The organism is Geodermatophilus obscurus (assembly GCF_900143215.1).
In the GTDB taxonomy this organism is placed as follows: Bacteria; Actinomycetota; Actinomycetes; order Mycobacteriales; family Geodermatophilaceae; genus Geodermatophilus; species Geodermatophilus obscurus_A.
Genome location: NZ_FRDM01000005.1, coordinates 230588 through 253111, shown reverse-complemented (window position 1 = coordinate 253111; position 22524 = coordinate 230588). Strand labels below are relative to the sequence as shown.

Genomic DNA, 22524 nt, shown 5'->3' with positions numbered 1-22524 from the left:
GCCGCGCTGTGCGGCTCATCCCCGGCGACGGGGCGCCCGGCGCGGCGGGATCTGCCAGGAGGCCGGGGCCCTGCTCACAGCAGGGCGACGCTGGTCGGGCCCAGCAGTGCCTTGATGTCGCCCATGAGCGCCGTGCTGGGCCGCACCCGCAGCCCCTGGTCCAGCCGCAGCACGGTCTCCCGGCTGCCGTTGACCAGCTTCAGCTGCACCTCGGTGGTGCCCGGGTGGCTGCCCAGCACCTCGCGGAGCCGCTCGACCACCGGCGGGGTGCAGCGGGCCGCCGCCATGGACACGAGCACCGGGCCGCGCGCGCCCTCGGTGAGCTCGGGGATGGTCACCTCGGAGCCGAACAGCGAGGGCTGGTCGTCGCGCCGGCTGATCCGCCCCTTGACCACGACGATCTGGTCGCGGACGACCTTCTCCGAGACCTCCGCCCAGGTCTTCGGGAAGAAGAGCACCTCGATGCCGGACTCGAGGTCCTCGAGGGTCGCGATGGCCCACGGCGCACCCTGCTTGTTGGTCCGCGGCGCGACCGAGGTGAGGATGCCGGCGATGGTGACGTTGGCGCCGTCCTCGACGCCGCCGGCGTTGATCTCGGCGATCGGCGTGTCCGCGTTGGCCGCGAGCACGTGCTCCACGCCGTGCAGCGGGTGGTCGGAGACGTAGAGACCGAGCATGTCGCGCTCGAACACCAGCCGCTCGGACTTCGACCAGTCCGCCGTGGGGATCGCGATGTCCAGCGCCCCGCTGAACGGGTCGTCGCCGCCCTCCCCGAAGCTGCCGAAGAGGTCGAACTGCCCCTCGGCCTCCTTGCGCTTGAGCGCCATCGCCGAGTCCACGGCCTGCGCGTGGACGGCGACGATGCCCTGCCGGGAGTGGCCCAGGGAGTCGAACGCCCCGGCCTTGGCCAGGGACTCGATGACCTTCTTGTTGCAGGCCACCGTGTCGATCTTGCGCATGAAGTCGGGGAAGTCCTTGAACGCCCCCTTCTCCTCGCGGGCCCGGCGGATCGAGTCGACGACGTTGTGCCCGACGTTGCGCACCGACGCGAGACCGAAGCGGATGTCGGTACCGACGGCGGTGAAGTCCCAGGACGACTCGTTGACGTCCGGCGGGAGCACCTTGATGCCCATCCGCCGGCACTCGGCCAGGTAGATCGGCCGGCGGTCCTTGTCGTCGCCGACGCTGGTCAGCAGCCCGGCCATGTACTCGGCCGGGTAGTTGGCCTTGAGGTAGGCCGTCCAGTAGGACACCAGCCCGTAGGCGGCGGAGTGGGCCTTGTTGAAGGCGTAGTCGGCGAACGGGACGAGGATGTCCCAGAGCGTCTTGATCGCCGCGTCGGAGAAGCCGCGCTCCTTCATGCCGGCCTCGAACCCGACGAACTCCGCGTCCAGGACCGACTTCTTCTTCTTGCCCATCGCGCGGCGCAGCAGGTCGGCCTTGCCGAGGGAGTACCCGGCGACCTTCTGCGCGATCGCCATGACCTGCTCCTGGTAGACGATCAGGCCGTAGGTCGTGCCGAGGATGTCCTCCAGCGGCTCGGCCAGCTCCGGGTGGATCGGCGTGATCTCCTGCTGGCCGTTCTTGCGCAGCGCGTAGTTGGTGTGCGAGTTCGCACCCATCGGGCCGGGCCGGTAGAGCGCGCCGACGGCGGAGATGTCTTCGAAGTTGTCCGGCCGCATGAGCCGCAGCAACGAGCGCATCGGGCCGCCGTCGAACTGGAAGACGCCGAGGGTGTCACCGCGGGACAGCAGCGCGTAGGTGGCCGGGTCGGTGAGGTCCTTGCTGATCTCGTCGAGGTCGATCGGCTCCTTGCCGTTCGCGACGATGTTGCGCAGCGCGTCGTCGATGACCGTGAGGTTGCGCAGGCCCAGGAAGTCCATCTTCAGCAGGCCGAGCGTCTCGCAGGTCGGGTAGTCGAACTGCGTGATGACCGCGCCGTCGGCCTCCCGCCGCATGATCGGGATGCTGTCGATCAGCGGGTAGCGGCCGATGATGACGCCGGCGGCGTGCACGCCCCACTGCCGCTTCAGGCCCTCGAGCTTGCGCGCCTGGTCGACGACCTCGGCCGCGCCGGGGTCGGACTCGTAGCGGGCGCGGAACTCCGCGGCCTCCTTGTAGCGGGGGTGCGCCGGGTCGAAGACCCCCGACAGCGGGATGCCCTTGCCCATCACGTCCGGGGGCATCAGCTTGGTCAGCTCGTCGCCCACCGAGTAGGGCCGGTCGAGCACCCGGGCGGCGTCCTTGATCGCGGCCTTGGCCTTGATGGTGCCGTAGGTGACGATCTGGCTGACCCGCTCCTCGCCGTACTTCTGCGAGACGTACTGGATGACCTCGCCGCGGCGGCGGTCGTCGAAGTCGATGTCGACGTCGGGCATGGAGACGCGCTCGGGGTTGAGGAACCGCTCGAAGATCAGCCCGTGCGCCAGCGGGTCGAGGTCGGTGATGCCCATGGCGTAGGCGGCCAGCGAGCCCGCGGCCGAGCCACGGCCCGGTCCGACGCGGATGCCGTTGTCCTTGGCCCAGTTGATGAAGTCGGCGACCACGAGGAAGTACCCCGGGAAGCCCATCTGGGTGATGATCCCGACCTCGTAGTCGGCCTGCTTGCGCACGTGGTCGGGGATTCCGCCCGGCCAGCGCTTGTGCAGCCCGCGCTCGACCTCCTTGACGAACCAGGAGGTCTCGTCCTCCCCCGGTGGCAGCGGGAACCGGGGCATCAGGTCCGCGCCCTCTGTGAACTCCACCTCGCACTGCTCGGCCACCAGCAGCGTGTTGTCGCAGGCCTCGGGCAGCTCGCTGAACAGCGCGCGCATCTCCGCGGCCGACTTCAGGTAGTAGCCGTCGCCGTTGAACTTGAAGCGGTTGGTCTCGTTCAGCCGCGATCCGGTCTGGATGCACAGCAGGGCGTCGTGCGCCTCGGCGTCCTCACGGTGCGTGTAGTGCAGGTCGTTGGTGCCCAGCAGCGGGATGCCGAGCTCCTCGGCGATCTCCAGCAGCGCCGGGCGGGTCTTCTTCTCGATGGCCAGCCCGTGGTCCATCACCTCGGCGTAGAAGTTCTCCTTGCCGAAGATGTCCTGGAAGTCGGCGGCGGCCTGCCGGGCCTTGTCGTGCTTGCCGGCCCGCAGCCACATGTTGACCTCACCGGAGGGGCAGCCGGTGGTGGCGATCAGGCCCGTGCCGTAGCGCTCCAGCAGGTCGCGGTCGAACCGGGGCTTGCGGTACTGCCCCTCGAGGCTCGCCATCGAGGAGATGCGGAAGAGGTTGTGCATCCCCTCCGTCGTGCGGGCCAGCAACGTCATGTGCGTGTAGGCGGCCTTGCCGCGGGAGGAGCCGCCCTCGCCGTCCTCGTCGATGAGGTTCTCGCCGAAGTCGAACGGCGCCCGGTCGAAGCGCGAGCCCGGGGTGTAGTAGCCCTCCATGCCGATGATCGGCTTCACGCCGGCGGCCTTGGCCTGCTTGTAGAAGTCGTAGGCGCCGAACACGTTGCCGTGGTCGGTCATCGCCAGCGCCGGCATCCCCTGCTCGGCGGCGGCCCTGGTGACCTCGGGCAGCTTGGCCGCGCCGTCGAGCATCGAGTACTCGGTGTGTACGTGCAGGTGCACGAACGAGTCGGACGACGGGGTGCTCACGTTCGTTGGTGCTCCTCACAGGTCGTACGTGCCCGGCCGTCGGGGATCCGGCGGGCGACCGGCGGGGAAGACCGGCGGTGCTGTGGTCCGGGTGCGGGCCGGGGGCGACCCGATCCTCGCACCACGGAGGTCTACTCCGGGGGACCGACAGGAAGGTGTCTCGCCACGGTCGGACCGCTCCGTCACACGGGCGGACGGCGCATCGGGACGTGCGCGGTGCCGGGCTCCTCGTAGCCGTCACCGGCGAGGTCGGGCCGCCGTGGCGCACCGGGCACCCACGCGACCTCCTCGCTGCGCTCGTCGGCGCGTTCGCGCCACCCTGCTGCGTCCATGCGTGGGCCCGCTCGCTCACGTGGGCCTCCGGACGGCGTCGGGCAGCGCGGACGCGGGGACCAGCAGGAAGCGCAGGTCGATCAGCGCGTGCAGCACGACGGGCAGCAGCAGCGACCCGGTGCCCAGGTAGAGCACGGCCATCACGCCGCCCAGGACGCCGGTCGTCACGATGCCGGCGACACCCTGGTAGGCGTGCGCCAGCCCGAACGCCAGCGCGCCGATCGCCACCAGGACCGGTGTCGGCAGCTCCCCGCCGGCCGCCGCCACCACGGCGAGGAAGAACCCGCGGTAGAGCCACTCCTCGCAGACGCCGGCGGTGATCCCGACCAGCGTGAACAGCCGCCGCTCCGCCGTCGTCCGCGGCAGCAGCGCCAGGGTGGCGTGCACGGCCGGCTCGGCGTGCCGCCCCTCCCCCGGCCGGCGCAGCTCGGCGCCCGCCTGCGCCAGCGCGCCCGAACGCAGCGCCCGCGTGGAGACGACGACGAAGCCGAGGACGGCGACGGTGGCCGCGACGGCCAGCGGGCCGGGCCAGGACTGCGGCCAGCGCAGCCCCACGGCACCGGCGTCCACCCCGGGTGCCGACAGCCAGACCACCAGGGCGACCACCGCCAGGCCCCACTCCAGCAGCAGCAGCCGGGCGTAGAAGGACCGCCGCGCGCCGTCGTCGGTGCGCAGCCGGCCCTCGAAGCGGCGGTGCAGCACGTGGCCGACGAACGGCTCACCGACCACCAGGTAGCCGGCGACGACGACGGCGGACAGCGCGGCCGGGCCCCACTCGGCGAGCGAGCCGGGCAGCCCGACCGGAGTCACGGTCGAGCTCGCAGGCTCGCTCGCACGGGCGTCAGGACTCGGCGCGCAGGATGTCGAGCGCGCCGGCCAGGTCGGGCGGGAAGGGGCTGGTGAACTCCGTCCAGCGGCCGTCGGCCGGGTGCGGGATGCCCAGCCGCGCGGCGTGCAGCCACTGCCGCGAGACGCCCAGCCGGGCGGCCAGGGTCGGGTCCGCGCCGTAGGTGGCGTCGCCGACGCAGGGGTGGCGCAGCGCGGAGAAGTGCACCCGGATCTGGTGGGTGCGGCCGGTCTCCAGGCGGATGACGACCAGGCTGGCGGCCGGGAAGGCCTCGACGACCTCGTAGTGGGTCACCGACGGGCGCCCGCCCTGGACGACGGCGAACCTCCAGTCGTGCTTGGGGTGCCGGTCGATCGGGGCGTCGATGGTGCCCCGGGAGGGGTCGGGGTGGCCCTGGACGAGGGCGGCGTAGCCCTTCTCGACCGTCCGCTGCTTGAAGGCCGCCTTGAGCGCGGTGTAGGCCCGCTCGCTCTTGGCCACCACCATCAGCCCCGTCGTCCCGGCGTCCAGCCGGTGGACGACGCCCTGCCGCTCGGCGGCCCCCGAGGTCGCGATGCGGTAGCCGGCCGCGGCCAGCCCGCCGATGACGGTGGGCCCCTCCCAGCCGGGGCTGGGGTGTGCGGCGACGCCGACGGGCTTGTCGACCACCACGATGTCGTCGTCGTCGTGGACGACGGTCAGCCCGGGGACCGGCTCGGGTGCGGCCGGCTTCCCGGGCGGCGGGGGCAGCTCGACCTCCAGCCAGCTGCCGCCGGTGATCCGGTCGCCCTTGCCGCGCACCCGGCCGTCGACGACCACCGCGCCCGCGTCGGCGAGGTCGGCGGCCGCGCCGCGGGTGAGGCCGAAGAGCCGGGACAGGGCCTGGTCGACGCGCTGGCCCTCGAGCCCGTCGGGCACCGGGAGCGCGCGGTGCTGGCCGGCGGCGTTCGTCACGGGCTCCATTCTGACCGTCGCGGCGACGGCCCGACGCAGCACCGCCCGGGCGTGGTGACGTGCTGGAGCGGCCACCCTCAGGGCCCGCGCCGAGCTCGCGAGGCGTGGGAGGGGGGTCCTTCTTCAGTCGCGCGCCGCGGCGTCCTCCCCGGTGCTGCGCGTGCCGTCGAACTCGACGCCACGCAGCGCGAGGACCACGCCAAGGACCCCGCCGCACACGATCGCCGAGTCGGCGACGTTGAAGACCGGGTAGAACTCGCCGTCCGGCGCGAACACCGAGATGAAGTCGACGACGCCGCCGCGCAGGAAGCCCGGCTCGCGGAAGACGCGGTCGACGAGGTTGCCGACCGCGCCGCCGAGCACCAGGCCGAGCGCGACGGCCCAGCCGGCGGAGAGCAGCCGGCGGGCGGTGCGCACGATGACCACCGCGACGGCGACCGCGATGAGCGTGAAGACGACGGTGAAGCCCTCGGCGAAGGAGAACGCCGCCCCGGTGTTGCGGGTGTGGGTCAGGTAGAGCGCCCCGCCCAGCAACCGGATGTCCGCGCCGCGTTCGACGGTGGCGACGACGAGCAGCTTGGTGCCCAGGTCGAGGGCCAGCACCACGAGCGCCAGCAGGAGCAGCAGCCGGGTGCGGGGACGGCGTGCCGCGGTGTCCCCGGAGGCCGCGACGGCGCCGTCCTGGGGGTCGCCCGGTCCGTCCGGGGCGTCGCTGGGGCTGGGCAGGGAGAGCTCCTCGGTCGAAGGCCTGGCGGTGGGCGGCGCGGCCGGTGGGCGCCGTCCTCCCGACGATAGCGGCGGCCGGGGGGAGCTCCCGCCGCCGTCCGCCGGGACCCGCAACCCGGCTCGGTGTGACTCATCTCATGGCGGAGTGCGACGTATCTCACCACGGAGGGTGACATGTTCGGAGGCCCGCTGGTCGAAGTTGGGAAGGCAGCACCCTCCCCCCGAGCCGGAAGGCCGTCGTGTCCACCGATCTCGCCCCAGCCACCGACCCCGACGTCGTCCTCGTGGGTGGCGGCGTCATGAGCGCGACCCTCGCGTCGCTGCTGGGCGTCGTCGCCCCCGACTGGAGCGTCACCGTCTTCGAGTCCGGGCCCGCGGTGGCCGGCGAGAGCTCCCGCCCGTGGAACAACGCCGGGACCGGTCACGCGGCCCTCTGCGAGCTCAATTACACGCCCGCCGGCCCGGACGGCTCGGTCGACGTCACCAAGGCCGTGACGATCAACGAGCAGTTCGCCGTGTCCCGGCAGTTCTGGTCGCACCTGGTCCGCTCGGGGCTGACCGGGTCGCCCAAGGAGTTCATCACCCCGGTTCCGCACGTCAGCTTCGTGACCGGCGAGGCCGGCCGCTCCTACCTGCGCACCCGCCACGCGGCGATGTCCGCGCAGCCGGCGTTCGAGGGTCTGGAGTACACCGACGACCCTGCCGTGCTGGCCCGGTGGGTGCCGCTGGTGATGGCCGGCCGCCCGGCCGACCAGGTGGTCGCCGCGACCCGCTCGGCCGCGGGCACCGACGTCGACTTCGGGTCGCTGACCCGGCTGCTGTTCGGCGCCGCCGAGGACCGCGGCGTGCACGTGCACGTGGACCAGCGGGTCACCGACGTCGAGCGCCGGGAGGACGGCCGCTGGTCGGTGACCGTCCGTGACACCGTCAGCGGTGAGGAGCGCACCGTCCGCACCCGGTTCCTGTTCGTCGGGGCCGGCGGTGGCGCGCTGCCGCTGCTGCAGAAGGCCACCATCCCCGAGATCCGCGGCTTCGGCGGCTTCCCGGTGAGTGGCATGTTCCTGCACACCAACTCCCCCGAGCTGGTCTCGGCGCACCAGGCGAAGGTCTACGGCCAGGCCGCCGTGGGTGCTCCCCCGATGTCGGTGCCGCACCTGGACCTGCGCCTCATCGACGGCGACCACTCGCTGCTGTTCGGCCCGTACGCCGGCTTCTCGCCCAGGTTCCTCAAGGCCGGCTCGATCTTCGACCTGCCGCTGAGCGTCAAGCCGAACAACCTGGGCTCGATGCTGGGCGTGGCCCGCACCGAGCTGGCGCTGACCCGCTACCTGATCGGCGAGCTGCTCCAGTCGCGCCGCGCCCGGCACGAGACGCTCACCGCCTTCGTACCGCTGGCCGAGCAGGCGGACTGGGACATGGTCACCGCCGGCCAGCGGGTCCAGGTGATCAAGCGCGACCCGGTGACCGGGCGCGGTGTGCTGCAGTTCGGCACCGAGCTGGTCGTCGGCGGCGAGGGGACCATCGCCGGTCTGCTCGGCGCCTCACCCGGCGCGTCGACGGCGGTCTCGGCGATGCTCACCGTGCTCGAGCGCTGCTTCCCCGACCGGATCGCCGCGTGGCGCCCGAAGCTGCAGGAGGCGATCCCCTCCTACGGCCGCCGGCTCAACGACGACCCGGCGCTGCTGGCCGAGGTCCGCGCGGACACGATGCAGACCCTCGAGCTCAACGGCTGACGGAGGACCCTCCTGCCCGCGCCCCCCGCACGCTCGGGGTGGGAGGTGAGCGGTCCTCCATCAGTCGGTGCCGGAGGCGGCGCCGGACTCGCCGCGCCAGGTGGCCAGCCGGCCGGCCCGGCTGACCGCGCGCAGCCGCCGCTCGGCCTCCGCCCGCGACCCGCGCGCGGAGACCAGCAGGGCCTGGTCGCCGCGCATGAGCCGGGTCGTCGGGCCGGGCACGAACGACCGGCCGTCCCGGACGATGAGCACCACCGCGGCGTCCTCGGGCAGCCGCAGCTCCGGCAGGTAGACACCGTGCAGCCGCGACCCCTCCGGCACGGTCAGCTGCATCAGCTCGGCATCCAGCTCCTCCAGGGGCGCAGCCTCGACCTGCACGTCACGGGGGGTGACGGGGGTGGCGATCCGCAGCCGCTGCGCGAGCCACGGCAGCGACCAGCCCTGGACGATCGTGAAGACGACGACCAGCACGAACACCGTGTCGAAGACGGTCGTCGCCCCGGGGACCTGCGCGTTCAGCGGGATGATGGCCGCGACGATCGGTACCGCCCCGCGCAGGCCCGCCCAGGAGATGAACACCTGGTGCGCCCACGGGAACCGGAACCACACCAGGCTGGCCACCACCGACAACGGCCGGGCGATGAGCAGCAGCGCGCCACCGATCACGAGGGCCGGACCCACGGCGTCGGCCAGCCGGCCCGGCGACACGAGGAGACCGAGCAGGACGAACAGGCCGATCTGCGCCAGTGAGGCCATGCCCTCGGCGAACCCGATGCTCGCCGCCCGGTGCGGCAGCGCGGCGTTGCCCAGCACCAGGCCGCAGAGGTACACCGCGACGAAGCCGGACGTGTGCGCCAGCGACGCCGACGAGTACGCGAGGATGCAGAGCGCCAGCGTCGCCAGGGGGTAGAAGCCGGCCACGGGGAGCGCGACGCGGCGCAGCAGCGCCGCGCCCCCGAAGCCCACCCCGACCCCGATGACGGCACCCCCGGCGAGCTCGACGGCCACCACCAGGCCGATCAGCCACCACGGCTGCGTCGACTCCCCGGTGAGCGACTCGGCCAGCACGGTCACGAGCAGGATGACCGGGGCGTCGTTGAGGCCGCTCTCGGCCTCCAGGGACGCGGCCAACCGCCGCGGGAGGGGCAGCCGCCGCAGGGTCGCGAAGACGGCGGCGGCGTCGGTCGAGCTGATGACCGCGGCCACCAGCAGGGCGAAGCCCCAGTCGTAGCCGAGGACCAGGACGCCGACGGCCCCGGTCACCACCACGCTGACCACGACGCCGACGGTGGACAGCGCGACCCCGGGCCCGATCGCCCGGCGCACGTCGCCCCACCGGGTCGTGAGGCCGCCCTCCGCCAGGATGACGACGAGAGCGGCGTACGCCAGCGTGTGGGTGAGGCGGTAGTCCTCGAACTGGACGCCGAGGCCGCTCTCGCCGATGACCACGCCGAGGGCGAGGTAGAGCAGCAGGCTGGGCAGTCCGAGCCGATCCGCCAGGCGGAGCGCCACGGCCGCGACGAGGACGACGACCGCGCCCGCGGCGAGCGCGACGGTGACCGTCGTGTTCACCGCGCGCCCCTGTCCACCTCCGCAGTCTCCCGTACGCCGAGGCCAGCGCCGTCCTGCGACCCGGCCGCGGGGACGGCGTCCGGACCGGGTGGCGGGCTCGGGGATGATGGAGGGGTGAGCTCACCCGGCCCCTTCCGTGCGCTGCCCCCTCAGGTCGACCTGCCCGCCCTGGAGCGGGAGGTCCTGGGCCGCTGGGAGGCCGACAAGGTCTTCGCCCGCACGCTGGAGGCCTCCGCCGGCCGGCCGCAGTGGAACTTCTACGAAGGCCCGCCGACCGCCAACGGCCGACCCGGCACGCACCACATCGAGGCGCGCGCGTTCAAGGACGTCTTCCCGCGGTTCAAGACCATGCAGGGCTGGCACGTGCCCCGCCGCGCCGGCTGGGACTGCCACGGCCTGCCGGTGGAGATCGCCGTCGAGCAGGAGCTCGGCTTCGCCGGCAAGCCCGACATCGAGCGCTACGGCATCGCGGAGTTCAACGCCCGCTGCCGCGAGTCGGTCATGCGGCACGTCGACGCCTTCAGCGACCTGACCCGCCGGATGGGTTACTGGGTCGACATGTCCACCGCCTACTGGACGATGGACCGGGCCTACATCGAGAGCGTCTGGTGGTCGCTCCAGCAGGTGCACGGCAAGGGCCTGCTCGTCGAGGACCACCGGGTCGCCCCCTACTGCCCGCGCTGCGGCACCGGGCTGTCCGACCACGAGGTCGCCCAGGGGTACGAGTCGATCACCGACCCGTCGGTGTACGTGCGGCTGCCGGTCACCGACGGCGAGTGGGCGGGCCGGGCCGATCTGCTGGTCTGGACGACGACGCCGTGGACGCTACCGAGCAACACCGCGGTCGCCGTCCACCCCGACGTTCCCTACGTCGTGGCGCACACGGACGCCGGCACCTTCGTCGTCGCCGAGCCGCTGCTGGCGGCGGTGCTGGGCGAGGAGGCCGAGGTCCTGGCCCGCACCACCGGGCGGGACTGGGAGCGGGTGCACTACCAGCGGCCGTTCGAGCTGGTCGACTTTCCCGAGGGCCCTGGTGGTGAGCAGGCCGACGCGCACTTCGTCGTCCTGGCCGACTACGTGACCACCGACGACGGCACCGGGCTGGTGCACCAGTCCCCCGCGTTCGGCGCCGACGACCTCGCCGTCTGCCGCGGCTACGGGCTGCCGGTGGTGAACCCGATCGACGCGACCGGGCACTTCCTGGCCGAGATCCCGCTGGTCGGGGGCCACTTCTTCAAGGTCGCCGACGCGGCCCTGGTCGAGGACCTGCAGCGGCGCGGCGTCCTGCTCCGCGAGCAGCGCTACGAGCACAGCTACCCGCACTGCTGGCGCTGCCACACGCCGCTCATGTACTACGCGCAGCCGTCCTGGTACATCCGGACGAGCCAGATCAAGGACCGGTTGCTCGCCGAGAACGAGAAGACGCACTGGTACCCGGAGACCATCCAGTGGGGCCGCTACGGCGACTGGCTGCGCAACAACGTCGACTGGGCGCTGTCGCGCGACCGGTACTGGGGGACGCCGCTGCCGGTCTGGCGCAACGACGCGGATCCGTCACGGATGCTCGTGGTCGGCTCGCTGGCGGAGCTGTCCGAGCTGACCGGGCGCGACCTGTCCGACCTGGACCCGCACCGGCCGTTCATCGACGAGGTGACCTTCACGCGGCCCGGCGAGGAGGGCACCTACCGGCGGGTGCCGCAGGTCATCGACGCCTGGTACGACTCCGGCTCGATGCCCTTCGCCCAGTGGGGCGCGCCGTACCGCAACCAGGCGGAGTTCGAGGCCGCCTACCCGGCGCAGTTCATCTGCGAGGCGATCGACCAGACCCGCGGCTGGTTCTACTCGCTGATGGCCGTCGGCACGCTGGTGTTCGAGGAGAACTCGTACGAGAACGTGCTGTGCCTGGGCCACATCCTGGCCGAGGACGGCCGGAAGATGAGCAAGCACCTGGGCAACATCCTCGAGCCCATCCCGCTGATGGACCGGCACGGCGCCGACGCCGTCCGCTGGTTCATGCTGGCCGGCGGCTCGCCGTGGTCGGCCCGCCGGGTCGGGCACGAGACGCTGTCCGAGGTGGTCCGCAAGGTGCTGCTCACCTACTGGAACACCGCCAGCTTCTTCACCCTCTACGCCGAGACCAACGGCTGGGACCCGCTCTCGAGCCCCGCCCCGGCGCCGGACGAGCGGCCGCTGCTGGACCGCTGGGCGCTGGCCACCCTCGCCGACGTCACCGCGGGCGTCACCGCGGCGCTGGAGGACTTCGACACCCAGGGCGCCGGCCGGCTGATCGCGCAGTTCGTCGACGACCTGTCCAACTGGTACGTGCGCCGCTCGCGGCGGCGCTTCTGGGACGGCGACCCGGCGGCGCTGGCCACGCTGCACGAGGTGCTCGACGTGCTGACCCGCCTGATGGCGCCGTTCACGCCCTTCGTCACCGAGGAGGTGTGGTCCCGGGCGGTGGCTCCGGGGCTGACGGACGCGGTCGACAGCGTGCACCTGGCCGCCTGGCCGCAGGTGGACGAGGGCGCCCGCGACGCCGCGCTGGTCGAGCAGGTGGCGCTGGTGCGCAGGCTGGTCGAGCTGGGCCGCTCGGCGCGCACGAAGGCCTCGGTGCGCACCCGCCAGCCGCTGGCCCGTGCGGTCGTGGCCGCCCCGGGCTGGGCGGAGCTGCCGCGCGACCTGGTGGCCGAGGTCGCCGACGAGCTCAACGTGGCCGAGCTGATGGACCTCTCCGCGGTCGGCGGCGACCTGGTCGACGTGAGCGTGAAGGTCGACTTCCGCGCGGTCGGCCGCCGGCTGGGCAAGCAGGTGCAGACGGTGGCCCGGGCGGTCGCCGCCGCCGACGCGCCGGCCCTGGTGGCCGCCTACCGCGCCGGGACGGCGTCGGTGGAGGTCGACGGCGCGACCGTGCCGCTGCAGGACGGCGACCTGGTCGTCACCGAGACCCCGCGCGAGGGCTGGACCGTGGCAAGCGGGGGCGGGTTGACCGTCGCGCTGGACCTGGAGCTGACCCCGGAGCTGGAGCGGGCGGGCCTGGTCCGCGAGGCCGTGCGGCTGGTCCAGGAGGCCCGCAAGAACGGCGGGCTGGCCGTCAGCGACCGCATCCAGCTGTGGTGGACCGCCGACGACACGATGGCCCAGGCGCTGATCGAGCACGGTGCGCAGGTCGCCGACGAGGTGCTCGCCGTCCGGGTGCACGCGCAGCAGCCCGGGGACGGCGAGGGCGTCGAGGGTCCGGCCGGCTCGCGCTTCTGGGTGGCCCGCGCCGGCGCCTGAGCGGAGTGGCGAGCCTCCGGATCGGCCTCGTCCGGAGGCTCGCCGCCGGCCCCGTCCCGAGGCTCGCCTCGAGCCTGCGAGGGGAGAGGAGGACGGGGTCCTTGTCCGGTGGGGGCAGGGGGTCCTTCTTCAGTTGCGGCGCGCGGCCTGCCGACGGGCCCGCTCGGTGTCGGCGATGTACCGCACCGGGCGGCAGGTGGCGCACGGCGTGAACCCGTCGGTGCGCGCCTCGGCCATGGGCAGGCCGATCCCGTCGCGGCCGTCGAGGAACGGGCAGCCGGCCAGGTGGTAGCGCGGGTGCTCGTCGACGACCAGCACCTCGTCGTCGAGGTCGACCACGAGCAGCAGGTCGGTGACCTCGACGTCCTCCTCGCCGGGTTCCCCCGTCGTCGCGTCCGTGGAGCTCTCGGGGGGCTCGTGGGCGCCGCGGCGGGCCAGGGCCTGCTCGTCGGCTCGGCCGTTCGCGACCGCGGTGGTCGGCGGGACGGTGGCGGGCGGCTCCTGCAGCGACGGCTCCGGTTCGGGCTCCGGCGTCCGCAGTGCCGTCGCACCGGCCGGCTCGGGTGCGGCCTCCGGCATCCGCAGTGCCGTCGCACCGGCCGGGCCGGCGGCAGTCGACTCGGCGGGCGCGGTGTCCGCGACCCGCCGCGGCGCGGAGTGGGGTGCCTCGGGCGGCCGCGTTCCGGTCGCCGGGCCCGTCGTCCCCGGCCTCGACGCGGACTCCGACGCGCGCCGGTCGAAGTCGCGGGCCTCCCGGGCCGTCCGCAGCCGGGTTGCCAGGAGCAGGACGGCAGCGAGCCCGCACGCCGCCACGCACCCCCAGTAGAGGGCGACGAGGCCGGTGAGGATGCCGCCGACGAACAGTCCCAGGCCCAGCAGGACCAGCAGACCCGCAGCCAGGATCACCTGCCGACTGTAACCGGGACCACAGCCGTCGACCCCTCCCCGGGCCGGGAACGCGCCCGGGCCCCGGACGGGTGTCCGGGGCCCGGGCGACGAGCGCTAGGCGCTGGCGTGCTGGTTCTGCCGGCTGTTCGACGCCGGCTCCGCCGAGCCGCGGCTGTCGAGGTCGCGCAGGTGCGACTCGAGGTAGGAGCGCAGCCGGGTGCGGTACTCGCGCTCGAAGGTGCGCAGCTCCTCGATCTTGCGCTCCAGGCTGCTGCGCTTCTCCTCCAGCGAGCCCATGACCTCGGCGTGGCGGCGCTCGGCGTCCTGGTCGAGGGCGGCGGCCTTGGTGCGGGCCTCGCGCTCCATGGTGTCGGCCCGGGTGCGCGCGTCCCCGATCATCGAGTCGGCGCGCATCTTGGCCTCGCTGACCATCTGCTCGCTCTTGGCCCGCGCCTCGCTGACCATGCGCTCGCTGTTGGTCTTGGCCGAGACGACCATCTGGTCGGCCTGGGCCTTGGCCTCGTTCACGTACTTGTCGGCGGTCTCGGTGGCCAGCGCCAGCATCCGCGACGCGCGGGCGCTGTCGTCCTCGCGCACGGGCGCCGGCGGGGGCGGCGGCGCGGCGACGGGCACGGGCGCGGGCGCCGGGGGCTCCGGCACCTCGACGGCCCGCGGAGTGCGACCGGTCGCCGAGCCTGAACGCAGCTCGTTGTTCTCCTCGATCAGCCGGGCCAGCTCGGCCTCCACCACGTCGAGGAACGCATCGACCTCGTCCTCGTCGTAGCCCCGCTTGCCGATCGGCGGCTTCTTGAAGACGACGTTGTGCACGTCGGCAGGCGTGAGTGGCATCGACTTCACCTCGGGTCGGACAACGGGGACAGGGACGACGGTGGACGAGCGGTGGCCGGCCCCGGCCGGCCACCGGGACCCCCGCCCCGGGTGGGGACAACGGTCACGCGGCGCCGATCGCGAGGCTGTTCACGATGCCACGCAGGATGTACACGGCGATCAGAAGCACCATAAACGCGAGGTCCAGGCGGATCGACCCCAGGTTCAGGGGCGGGATCACCTTCCGGATCGCCTTGAGGGGCGGGTCCGTCGTGGCGTACACGACCTCCAGACCCGCCGCCACCAGCCCCGACGGGCGCCAGCTGCGCGCCAGCACCATCACCCAGTCGACGACGAAACGTGCGAAGAGCAGCACGAGGAAGACGAGCAGGACCGACGAGAGGATGTTCCAGAAGAGTGCCACGGTCCTCGCTCGTCCCAGGGCACCCGGGGTGCCGGTCGGTCCTGTGTCAGGCCTCGGGACGGGTCGCGAACCCACCTTCGCGGATCCGCGCCTTGTCCTCGGCCGTCACGTCGACGTCCTGCGGGCTGAGCAGGAACACCTTGTTCGTGACGCGCTCGATGCTACCGCGCAGTCCGAACGACAGACCCGCAGCGAAGTCGACGAGCCGCTTGGCGTCGGCGTCGTCCATCTCGGTGAGGTTCATGATCACCGGCTTGCCGTCGCGGAAGCTCTCGCCGATCTGGCGCGCCTCGTTGTAGGTGCGCGGGTGCAGCGTGGTGATCCGGTACGACTGGGGCGCCGGTGCGGGCGCCGGCTCCGGCTCGGGCGTGGCGGCGACCGGCTCCCGGACGGCGAGGCCGGCGGCCCCCACGGGACCGGACACGGCGGTCGCCGGGCTGGGCACCGACCCGACACCGGTCAGCCCGCCGAGACGGGCGGCGCTGGAGCCACCGGGGCTGGGCGCCAGACCCAGGTTGCGGTTGGCCGCGGGGCGGCGGGGCAGCGCCAGCGGCTCGGGGTCCGGCGCCGGCGGCAGGTCGGCCGGGAGGTCGGCGAAGCGGTCCTCGCCCCGGTGGTCGCCGTCGCGGTAGCCGTCGCCCGGGTAGTCGGAGTCGTAGCGGTCCGCGACGTCGTAGCGGTCGTCGTAGCCGTTGTCGGGGGCGTAGCCGTCCTCCGCGGCGTACCGGGAGTACCGGCGCTCCTCGAGGCGGTCGTAGCGGTCGGCGTCCCCCGGGCGGGCGTCGTACCGGCCGTAGGCCCGGGCGTCGTCGTCCTCCACCAGCCCGAGGTAGATGCCCATCTTCCGCATGGCTCCGGCCATCAGCCCTGCCCCTCTTCGTCCGCGCGCGTGGTCACCCGGGCTGCTGGGACCCGTGTGACTGGTGTGACTCGTCCTGCGGGGAGGGTAGGGGCCGCGTCCCGAACAGCGCGGTTCCGACACGCAGGAGGGTGCTGCCGGCCGCGACGGCCTCCTCGAGGTCGGCGCTCATGCCGGCGGAGAGGTCACGCGCCCCGGGGTGGTCGGCCCGGATCCGCTCGGCGAGCGCCGCGAGGCGGGCGAAGGCGGGGCCGGGCGCCGCTCCGCGCGGGGCCACCGCCATGAGCCCGCGGAGCACGAGCCCCTCCTCTCCGGCGACCGCGTCGGCCAGCACCGGGACCTCGGCCGGGTCGGCTCCGCCACGGGCGGCCAGCTCCCCCTCGGGGCCACCGAGGTCGACCTGCAGGAAGACCTCGACCGGCCGTCCGGTCTCGACGCCGACCCGGGCGAGGGCGCGGGCCAGCGAGAGCCGGTCGACCGAGTGGACGACGGCCCCGAGCCGGGCGACGGCGGCGGCCTTGTTGCGCTGCAACTGGCCGATGAAGTGCCAGCGCAACGGCAGGTCGGCCAGCTCCGCGGCCTTGCCGGTGAGCTCCTGGGCGCGGTTCTCCCCGAAATCGGCCTGCCCGAGTGCGGCGAGCTCGCGGACGGCGTCCGCCGGCCAGGTCTTGCTCACCGCGAGCAGCCGCACGTCGGCGGGGTCGCGGCCGGCGGCGCGGGCCGCGGCGGCGATGCGGTCACGGACGGCCTGCAGGCGGTCGGCCGGAGAGGTCACACCCGCGATCATGGTGCCGTGACCACCACGACGGGGTCCCGGGTGGTCACGGCGCCATGATCGCGGGTGTGCAGGATCACCCCATCCAGACCACACCGGCCTGGCGGCCCGTGACGCCGTCGCGGCGGTGGGAGAAGAGGAAGCGGTCCTCGACGGTGCACCGGGGGTCGTGCACGACCTGCTCGACGCCGGCGCCGCGCAGCACCTCGGCGAGGCCGGCCCGCAGGTCCAGTCCCGGCGTCCCCCGGCGGGTGCGGACCGCCGCGGCCGGCGCGACGCGGGCCACCTCGACCTGCATCGCCCGGGGCACCTCGTAGCAGGCGCCGCAGACGGCCGGGCCGAGCAGCGCGGTGACGTCGGCGGGGCGGCTGCCCAGCCGCGCCATGGCGGCCAGCGTCGCGGGGACGACGCCCTGCCGGGCCCCCTCCCGCCCGGCGTGCACCGCGGCGACCACGCCGGCGGCGGAGTCGGCGAGCAGCACCGGCACGCAATCGGCGACCAGCACGCACAGCACCAGTCCCGGCGTGCGGGTGACCACGGCGTCGATCCCGGTCAGCGGGCCGTCGACCGGCCGGTCGACGACGGCGACCCGCGTGCCGTGGACCTGGTCCATCCACACCAGCCGGTCAGCGGCGACGCCGAGCTCACGGGCCAGCCGCTCCCGGTTGGCGGCCACGGCGACCGGGTCGTCCCCGACGTGGACGCCGAGGTTGAACGAGTCGTAGGGAGACACGGACCGGCCGCCCCGCCGGTCGGTGACGACCCGTCGGGGTCGCACCGCCTGCGGGGCGGCCGAAGCGGAGCTCACGGTGCGGCCCCCGTGCAGGGGCCCGTCGCGAGCCAGGTGCCGTGCTGGAACGGCCACCCTCCCGGGGCCCGCGACGAGCATGCGAGGCGTGGGGGGAAGGGTGCGGCCCCCGTGCAGGGGCCCGCCACGAGCTCGCGAGTGGTGGGGGGCACGGGGGTCCTTCTACTGACGCAGGAACTCCGGGATGTCGAGCTCCTCCTCGAAGTCCTCGTTGGACAGCGGACGCCGGCCCGCGGCGGCGGTGTTCGCGTTGTTGCCGGGGACCGGCGGCAGCGGCGGCACGGTGATCCCGCCACCGGCGGCCGCGCGGCCCGGCAGCTGCGAGGTCGACGGCGGGTTCGGCTGCGCCTGCGGCGCCTGGGGGACCAGCCGCTCCCCCGTCGGGACGCCGCCCACCGGCTGCGGGTGCACCGGCATCCGCGGGGCGGTCGGCGGGGCCACCGGGGCGGCGGCCGGGACCGAGGCGATGCCGGTGTCCTTGCGACCCGCCGGCTTGCCACCGTCGAAGCCGGCGGCGATGACGGTGACCCGCACCTCGTCGCCGAGGGCGTCGTCGATGACCGCACCGAAGATGATGTTGGCGTCGGCGTGTGCGGCGTCGGAGACCAGCGAAGCGGCCTCGTTGATCTCGAACAGGCCCAGGTCCGAACCACCGGAGATCGACAGCAGCACGCCGTGGGCACCCTCCATCGAGGCCTCCAGCAGCGGGCTGGCGATCGCCTGCTCGGCGGCCAGCAGCGCCCGATTGTCCCCGCGCGCGCTGCCGATGCCCATGAGGGCCGACCCGGCGCCGGACATGACCGACTTGACGTCGGCGAAGTCCAGGTTGATCAGACCCGGCGTGGTGATCAGGTCGGTGATGCCCTGGACACCGGACAGCAGCACCTGGTCGGCGGTCCGGAAGGCGTCCATGACGCTGACGTTCCGGTCACCCAGCTGCAGCAGCCGGTCGTTGGGGATGACGATGAGCGTGTCGCACTCGTTGCGCAGTTCCTCGATGCCCGACTCGGCCTGCACGGCCCGCCGCTTGCCCTCGAAGGAGAACGGGCGGGTGACCACGCCGATGGTCAGCGCACCGAGCTTGCGGGCGATCGAGGCGACGACCGGCGCGCCGCCGGTGCCGGTGCCACCGCCCTCGCCGGCGGTCACGAAGACCATGTCGGCGCCCTTGAGCACCTCTTCGATCTCCTCGCGGTGGTCCTCGGCGGCCTGCCGGCCGACGTCGGGCTGCGCGCCTGCGCCGAGCCCGCGGGTGAGCTCACGGCCGACGTCGAGCTTGACGTCCGCATCGCTCATCAACAGCGCCTGCGCGTCGGTGTTGATGGCGATGAACTCGACCCCCTTGAGGCCGACCTCGATCATGCGGTTGACCGCGTTCACCCCGCCGCCGCCGATGCCGACGACCTTGATGACCGCGAGGTAGTTGTGCGGAGGTGTCATGTGGGGCTCCCGACCTCGACCCTCATCCTCAAGTAAAGCCTTATAGTTATGTCAACTGGGTCGACGCGCACGAAGTTAGGTGGGCGCTCGCGGGCGCTACAAGCACCCTCCTGGGCCCGGCGTGTCGGACACGCGGGTCCCCACCGATCTCGGGCGACGCGGTGGTCACATCCGCACCACAGTGGGTGACGACCCGCGCCGGAGCCGTCTCATGCCGAGGTCGAGGGCGGTGACATGCCCGGCATCGGGAACTCGCCGAAGTGTTCTGCGGCGCCGGGCGTGTCGCAGATCCGCGCGTGTCGCCGCAGGTGGGCGGCGGACACGGTGCGACACCGGCCGGCGACCCAGCGCAGTCCCGGCTACCGGCGGGGGACGCGGCCCAACAGGAAGAACTCCTCGTTGGGCGGGATCGCCGCCCAGTGCGCCAGCCGGTTGGACAGCGCGAACAACGACACGATCGCGCCGACGTCCCACACGTCGTCCTCGGTCAGGCCATGGCTGCGCAGCCGGTCGAGGTCGGCGGCGGTGACCGCCACGGGGTCCACCGCCAGCCGGACGGCGACCTCGAGGACGGCGCGCAGCCGGTCGGACACCGGCGCCTTGCGCCAGTCGACGGCGACCTGGTCGGCGAGGTACGGGTCGCGGGCGCGGATCCGGGCGATGGCCCCGTGGGCGACGACGCAGTACAGGCAGTCGTTGGCCGCACTGGTGGCGACCACGACCAGCTCCCGGTCGGCCGTGGACAGGCCGGGCGTGTCCTTGTCCATGAGGGCGTCGTGCAGCGCGAAGAAGGCCGCCGCCTCGGCCGGGCGCCAGGCCAGCGCGGCGAAGACGTTGGGCAGGAAGCCCGAACGCTCCTCCACCTCGGCGTAGCGCTCGCGCAGCTGCTCGGGCAGCTCGTCGCGCAGGGGGACGGGGAAGCGGCTGACCGGCCCGGTGCTCACCGGGCCACCCTCTCCCACCGGACCTGGCCCGGCCACCCCCACGGCGGGTCCGCCGGCCCCGTCCAGAGGCTCGCCGCGGCCCCGTCCCGGGTCGGCCCCGTCCAGGGGCTCGCCGCGAGCCTGCGAGCGGTGAGGAGGACGGGGTCCTTCGACGCAGGGCGGGGAGGGCGGGGTCCTTCGCGGTGAGGAGGGCGGGTCCTGCTACGAGGAGTGGAGAGGACGGGGTCCTCCTGTCACCGGAGGACGACCGCCGAGGGGGTGCTGACGTCGATGGTGCCGGCCGGCCCGAGGTTCCCGGCCTGCAGCTGGCCGAGCAGCGCGACGAGCGTGTCGGCCTTCGCGCCGGCCTCCTCCGCGCTCCCCCACAGCACGGTGGTGCCGTCCTCGAGGGTGAGCGTGACGTCTTCCGCGCTGCGGGCCCGGGCTCCGGCCACGTCGCCGCGGACGTCCTCGGGCAGCGCGACCAGGGCGGCCAGCGCCGCGCGGGTCGCCCGGTCCCCGGGGCCGGGGTCCGCGACGTCGAGGGGCACGACCCCGGCCGGCGGGTTGCCGGTGACCGTGTCGAACAGCACGCCGTCGGCGTCGACCAGCGAACGGGTGCCGGACTCCTCGACCACCGCGACCGGCACGCGCTCGACCACGGTGACCACGACGCTGCGCGGCCAGCCACGCGTCACCTCGACGCCGGCCACCTGCGGCAGCCGGGCGACGCGGGTCTCGGCCGAGTCGACGTCGACTCGCAGCAGCGGCGTCCCCTCGGCGATGCCCGCCACGTCGACGACCTCGGCGGCGGTCAGCGTGCCCGCGCCGTCGACCCGCACGTCGGCCACGGCGAGCACGGGACTCCCCCACAGCAGCCAGGCCAGCAGGCCGAGCACCGCGGCGGCGACGCCGCCGCGGAGCAGGAGCCGTCGCCGCCGGTCGGCCGGGGTGCTCCCGCGTGGCCTCCGCCGGGCGGCCCGAGGGCGGCGCTCGCCGCCGGCCCGCGAGGACCCCCCGCCTGCGCGGTCGCTGGTGGTGGTCCCCGAACGGCTCACCGCGCGGGACCCCCCGGGTCGCCACCGTCCGGCGAGCCGGGCGGCGCCAGTCGGGCCCGCAGTGCCTCGAGGACCTCCGGGCCGACCATGGAGACGTTGCCGGCGCCCATGGTGATCACCAGGTCGCCGGGGCGCGCCCGCTCGGCCAGCGCCGGGGCCGCGGCCGACCAGGACGGCTCGAAGTGCACCCGCTCGGCCGGGAGGGCGACCGCGTCGGCGACCATCGCGCCGGTGACGCCGGGAACCGGGTCCTCACGGGCGCCGTAGACGTCCATGACCACGACCTCGTCGGCGAGGCCGAGGGCTGCACCGAACGCGGCGGCGAACTCTCGCGTGCGGCTGTACAGGTGCGGCTGGAAGGCCACGACCACCCGGCCGGCGCCGGCGACCGCCCGCGCGGCGCGCAGCTGCGCCTCGACCTCGGTCGGGTGGTGTGCGTAGTCGTCGTACACCCGCACCCCGCCGACCGTGCCCTTGAGCTCGAAGCGGCGGTGCACCCCACCGAAGCGGCCCAGACCGGTGACCAGCTCCTCGGCGGGCAGGCCGAGCTCCAGCCCGGCCAGCAGCGCGGCGGCGCTGTTGCGGGCCATGTGCTCGCCGGGCACCCGGATCGACACCCGGCCGAGCACCTCGCCGTCGAGCACGGCGGTCCAGGCGGTGGTCTCCGGGCCCACCTCGACGTCGACCAGCCGCAGGTCGCTGTCCTCGGCGGTGCCGTAGGTGCGCACCCGGGCCGGGGTGGGCACGGTGCGCAGCCGCGCCGAGCCCGGGTCGTCGGCGCACAGGACGAGGAAGCCGGCCGGGTCCAGCGTCTGCAGGAAGCGGTCGAAGGCGGCCTCGACCGCGGCCAGGTCGCCGTAGTTGTCCAGGTGGTCGGCCTCCACGTTGGTGACGATCGCGCCGTGCGGGGCCAGCAGCAGGAAGGAGCGGTCGCTCTCGTCGGCCTCGGCGACGAAGACGTCGCCCTTGCCGGCGTGCGCGTTGCTGCCCGACTCGTTGAGGTCGCCGCCGATGGCGAAGGAGGGGTCCACGCCGCAGGCCTGCACCGCGACGGTGAGCATCGAGGTCGTCGAGGTCTTCCCGTGCGTGCCGGCCACCGCGACGCTGCGCTTGCCGGCCATCACCGCGGCCAGCGCCACCGCGCGGGGCAGCACCCGCAGGTTCCGCTCGCGGGCCGCGGCCAGCTCGGGGTTGTCGTCGCGGATGGCGGTGGAGACGACGACGGTGTCGGCGTCCCCCAGGTGGCCCGGGTCGTGACCGAGCTCCACCCGGGCACCGAGCGCGCGCAGCGCCAGCAGCGTCGGGGTGTCGCGGCGGTCGCTGCCGGAGACGCGTACGCCGCGGGCCAGCAGGATGCGGGCGATGCCGCTCATCCCGGCGCCGCCGATGCCGACGAAGTGCACCGCGCCGAGCTCCTCGAGGCTCGGCACCGGGTCGGCCCACGCCGCCACCGCAGCCGCGCTCACTCGTCC

Annotated in this window: 18 protein-coding genes; 2 read left to right on the top strand and 16 right to left on the bottom strand. The window is 73.9% G+C overall.

Annotated elements, in window-relative coordinates:
• Nucleotides 1–74: 74 nt before the first annotated feature.
• The 5 genes from dnaE to lspA form a co-directional block, all read right to left on the bottom strand.
• Nucleotides 75–3629: a DNA polymerase III subunit alpha gene (gene dnaE, locus BUB17_RS07880; protein ID WP_208983336.1), complete on the bottom strand. Its 3555-nt coding sequence runs from the start codon at nt 3627–3629 to the stop codon at nt 75–77.
• Nucleotides 3630–3811: 182 nt separating this feature from the next.
• Entirely contained in the window at nt 3812–3961 is a 150-nt protein-coding gene (locus tag BUB17_RS26700) for a hypothetical protein (RefSeq protein ID WP_175561313.1), read from the bottom strand.
• Nucleotides 3962–3977: 16 nt separating this feature from the next.
• A complete protein-coding gene (locus tag BUB17_RS07875; protein WP_072915899.1) occupies nt 3978–4772 on the bottom strand; it encodes a CPBP family intramembrane glutamic endopeptidase in 795 nt (264 codons plus the stop codon).
• A gap of 31 nt (nt 4773–4803) precedes the next feature.
• Nucleotides 4804–5751 (bottom strand): RluA family pseudouridine synthase, encoded by a 948-nt coding sequence (locus BUB17_RS07870; RefSeq protein ID WP_072915897.1) that lies wholly within the window; start codon nt 5749–5751, stop codon nt 4804–4806.
• A 114-nt stretch (nt 5752–5865) separates the two neighbouring features.
• Entirely contained in the window at nt 5866–6582 is a 717-nt protein-coding gene (gene lspA / locus BUB17_RS07865; protein WP_083606144.1) for a signal peptidase II, read from the bottom strand.
• Between the two features lie 125 nt (nt 6583–6707).
• Here lspA and mqo point away from each other — a divergent pair, with 125 nt between their 5' ends.
• Nucleotides 6708–8201, top strand: a complete 1494-nt coding sequence (mqo, locus tag BUB17_RS07860; protein ID WP_072915894.1) for a malate dehydrogenase (quinone) — start codon at nt 6708–6710, stop codon at nt 8199–8201.
• 60 nt (nt 8202–8261) lie between these two features.
• On the opposite strand, the gene BUB17_RS07855 is transcribed toward mqo, so the two are convergent.
• Nucleotides 8262–9773, bottom strand: a complete 1512-nt coding sequence (locus BUB17_RS07855; protein WP_072915890.1) for a potassium/proton antiporter — start codon at nt 9771–9773, stop codon at nt 8262–8264.
• Nucleotides 9774–9887: 114 nt separating this feature from the next.
• Here BUB17_RS07855 and ileS point away from each other — a divergent pair, with 114 nt between their 5' ends.
• Nucleotides 9888–13049: an isoleucine--tRNA ligase gene (ileS, locus tag BUB17_RS07850; RefSeq protein WP_072915888.1), complete on the top strand. Its 3162-nt coding sequence runs from the start codon at nt 9888–9890 to the stop codon at nt 13047–13049.
• A 129-nt stretch (nt 13050–13178) separates the two neighbouring features.
• On the opposite strand, the gene BUB17_RS07845 is transcribed toward ileS, so the two are convergent.
• From BUB17_RS07845 to murC, 10 genes are all read right to left on the bottom strand, one after another.
• Nucleotides 13179–13955, bottom strand: a complete 777-nt coding sequence (locus tag BUB17_RS07845) for a hypothetical protein (protein WP_072915885.1) — start codon at nt 13953–13955, stop codon at nt 13179–13181.
• A gap of 96 nt (nt 13956–14051) precedes the next feature.
• Nucleotides 14052–14786 carry a DivIVA-like cell division protein Wag31 gene (wag31, locus tag BUB17_RS07840; RefSeq protein ID WP_072915883.1) on the bottom strand — a complete coding sequence of 245 codons (735 nt, stop codon included), beginning with the start codon at nt 14784–14786 and terminating at the stop codon, nt 14052–14054.
• 103 nt (nt 14787–14889) lie between these two features.
• A complete protein-coding gene (locus tag BUB17_RS07835; protein ID WP_072915881.1) occupies nt 14890–15189 on the bottom strand; it encodes a YggT family protein in 300 nt (99 codons plus the stop codon).
• A gap of 46 nt (nt 15190–15235) precedes the next feature.
• On the bottom strand, nt 15236–16051 hold the full coding sequence (locus BUB17_RS28195; protein WP_083606142.1) for a cell division protein SepF: 816 nt from the start codon (nt 16049–16051) through the stop codon (nt 15236–15238).
• Between the two features lie 31 nt (nt 16052–16082).
• Nucleotides 16083–16823 carry a YggS family pyridoxal phosphate-dependent enzyme gene (locus BUB17_RS07825; protein WP_083606140.1) on the bottom strand — a complete coding sequence of 247 codons (741 nt, stop codon included), beginning with the start codon at nt 16821–16823 and terminating at the stop codon, nt 16083–16085.
• A 76-nt stretch (nt 16824–16899) separates the two neighbouring features.
• On the bottom strand, nt 16900–17601 hold the full coding sequence (pgeF, locus tag BUB17_RS07820) for a peptidoglycan editing factor PgeF (protein ID WP_072915876.1): 702 nt from the start codon (nt 17599–17601) through the stop codon (nt 16900–16902).
• A 192-nt stretch (nt 17602–17793) separates the two neighbouring features.
• On the bottom strand, nt 17794–19071 hold the full coding sequence (gene ftsZ / locus BUB17_RS07815; protein WP_072915872.1) for a cell division protein FtsZ: 1278 nt from the start codon (nt 19069–19071) through the stop codon (nt 17794–17796).
• Between the two features lie 359 nt (nt 19072–19430).
• Nucleotides 19431–20015 (bottom strand): peroxidase-related enzyme, encoded by a 585-nt coding sequence (locus BUB17_RS07810; RefSeq protein WP_072915869.1) that lies wholly within the window; start codon nt 20013–20015, stop codon nt 19431–19433.
• A gap of 233 nt (nt 20016–20248) precedes the next feature.
• The gene (locus BUB17_RS07805) at nt 20249–21052 is read right to left on the bottom strand and encodes a cell division protein FtsQ/DivIB (RefSeq protein ID WP_072915867.1); all 804 of its coding nucleotides are present in this window, start codon (nt 21050–21052) and stop codon (nt 20249–20251) included.
• Nucleotides 21049–22518 (bottom strand): UDP-N-acetylmuramate--L-alanine ligase, encoded by a 1470-nt coding sequence (gene murC / locus BUB17_RS07800; RefSeq protein WP_072915865.1) that lies wholly within the window; start codon nt 22516–22518, stop codon nt 21049–21051. The genes BUB17_RS07805 and murC overlap by 4 nt, the downstream gene beginning before the upstream one ends.
• Between the last annotated feature and the right edge of the window lie 6 nt (nt 22519–22524).

Excerpts from the sequence above, each read along its gene's own strand:
- BUB17_RS26700 (WP_175561313.1), bottom strand. The coding sequence starts at position 3,961 with ATGGACGCAGCAGGGTGGCGCGAACGCGCCGACGAGCGCAGCGAGGAG.
- BUB17_RS07870 (WP_072915897.1), bottom strand. The coding sequence starts at position 5,751 with ATGGAGCCCGTGACGAACGCCGCCGGCCAGCACCGCGCGCTCCCGGTG.
- wag31 (WP_072915883.1), bottom strand. The coding sequence starts at position 14,786 with ATGCCACTCACGCCTGCCGACGTGCACAACGTCGTCTTCAAGAAGCCG.
- BUB17_RS28195 (WP_083606142.1), bottom strand. The coding sequence starts at position 16,051 with ATGGCCGGAGCCATGCGGAAGATGGGCATCTACCTCGGGCTGGTGGAG.
- ftsZ (WP_072915872.1), bottom strand. The coding sequence starts at position 19,071 with ATGACACCTCCGCACAACTACCTCGCGGTCATCAAGGTCGTCGGCATC.